We start from the raw sequence: 1,429 nt of genomic DNA on the forward strand, positions 1-1,429 counted from the left end.
AGCGGCCATGCTCGGCTCGGCGTAGCGGATCCAGGCGTCGAGGAAGCTGGTCGCCTCCGTCACGTGCACCCGGGCGTGGATGGCGCGGACACGCGCGATCACGGCTTCCGTTCTTCTCTTTCAGCCCATCCTTTGCTACGCGATCGGAAACTGCTGGCCTTCGGCGGTAGTGGAAGGCAGACATGCGGCAGGCATCGCACCGAGCCCGTACGTGGCATTGAGTAAGACTCGCTACCATGCGGATCTTCGGGCTAAATTGTCCCCTAGCGTAAGCTGATAAAGGACCAACTCCTTGGCCGCCAAATACGACTTCAATGGCGCTGGCTGGTCCGACATTCTTGCCCGGCAAGCAGATGGCACTGTCGTGGTTTTTTCGATGACCTCCACCGCATCGGGCTTGCCGGCCGTGGCGAGTGGCACGGTGGTTGGCGTCGCCGATGCGAGTTGGACACTGCGGGCGGTGGGAGATTTCGACCACAGCGGTACGTTGGACATGCTCTGGCAAAACACCGATGGTGCCGTCGTGCTGTGGGCGATGCACAACAACCAGGTCGTCGGTGGCGGCCTCGTTGGTTATGTCGGGTCGGACTGGAGCGTTGCCGGCACCGGCGACTTCAATGGTGACGGCTATGCGGACGTTCTTTGGGCGCGGTGCTGACGGAACCATTGCGGAATGGCAGATGAGCGGCGCGCAGATCGTCGGTGGTGGCGTGATCGCTCAACTATCGCCGGACTGGTCGATCAAGGGGGTGGCCGATTTCAATGGTGATGGCCATTCCGACATCCTGCTGCAGAAGGCTGACGGCCTCCTCGCGCTTTGGGAAATGGACGGCGCCAACGTCATCGGTGGGGGCCGATCAGTTATCTGACCTCTGGTTGGACCGTCACGGGCCTCGCCCATTTTGCCAGTGGTATAAACCACGGGTCCAACGTCGATATACTCCTTCAGCTTCCCTACAGCAGGGGCAGCAGCCTTTCCGAGGTCTGGGAAATGAAGGGCACACACGTAAGCGGTGGCGGCTATACCGCTTTCATATACCCCGGCTGGGCCGTGGAAGGCATCGGCGATTATAACGGCGATGGTGACGACGACGTGCTTTGGCAGCATGACAACGGCGGTATCGTAGTCTGGGATATGACCGCAGCACCATCCCAAACGGTCAATACGGTATGCACAGTGGTGGTCGCCGCGCTGGATGCGAACTGGGATCTGCTCTGATTTAAACGCGCCGCTTAACCCCACCGATCTGTAATGGCTGAAAAGTCGGCCGTGCTGGACGGTAGGGGTGGGTAGGTATCCGCAATCGGTGAGCCAGGCGGGGAGGCGCGGTTGATCACTCGGCCTGCTTCCGCAGCCGCACGCCCGGCCCCTCGCCGTTGCCGAGGATGGAGATCACGCCGGCGCCCCAGTCATGGTGTATTCCAACCC

General features: G+C 61.2%; 3 protein-coding genes. All 3 read left to right on the forward strand.

Annotated elements, in window-relative coordinates; all coding sequences use genetic code 11:
- The first annotated feature begins 292 nt into the window (after positions 1–292).
- On the forward strand, positions 293–658 hold the full coding sequence (locus M0638_RS27465; protein ID WP_248670143.1) for an FG-GAP repeat domain-containing protein: 366 nt from the start codon (positions 293–295) through the stop codon (positions 656–658).
- A 22-nt stretch (positions 659–680) separates the two neighbouring features.
- Positions 681–869 (forward strand): hypothetical protein, encoded by a 189-nt coding sequence (locus tag M0638_RS27470; protein ID WP_248670144.1) that lies wholly within the window; start codon positions 681–683, stop codon positions 867–869.
- Between the two features lie 122 nt (positions 870–991).
- Entirely contained in the window at positions 992–1,219 is a 228-nt protein-coding gene (locus M0638_RS27475; protein WP_248670145.1) for a hypothetical protein, read from the forward strand.
- Positions 1,220–1,429 lie beyond the last annotated feature (210 nt).

Source organism: Roseomonas acroporae, from assembly GCF_023223525.1.
In the GTDB taxonomy this organism is placed as follows: domain Bacteria; phylum Pseudomonadota; class Alphaproteobacteria; order Acetobacterales; family Acetobacteraceae; genus Roseomonas_E; species Roseomonas_E acroporae.

Coding starts and splice junctions, on each gene's coding strand:
- M0638_RS27470 (WP_248670144.1), top strand. CDS start 681: ATGAGCGGCGCGCAGATCGTCGGTGGTGGCGTGATCGCTCAACTATCG.
- M0638_RS27475 (WP_248670145.1), top strand. CDS start 992: ATGAAGGGCACACACGTAAGCGGTGGCGGCTATACCGCTTTCATATAC.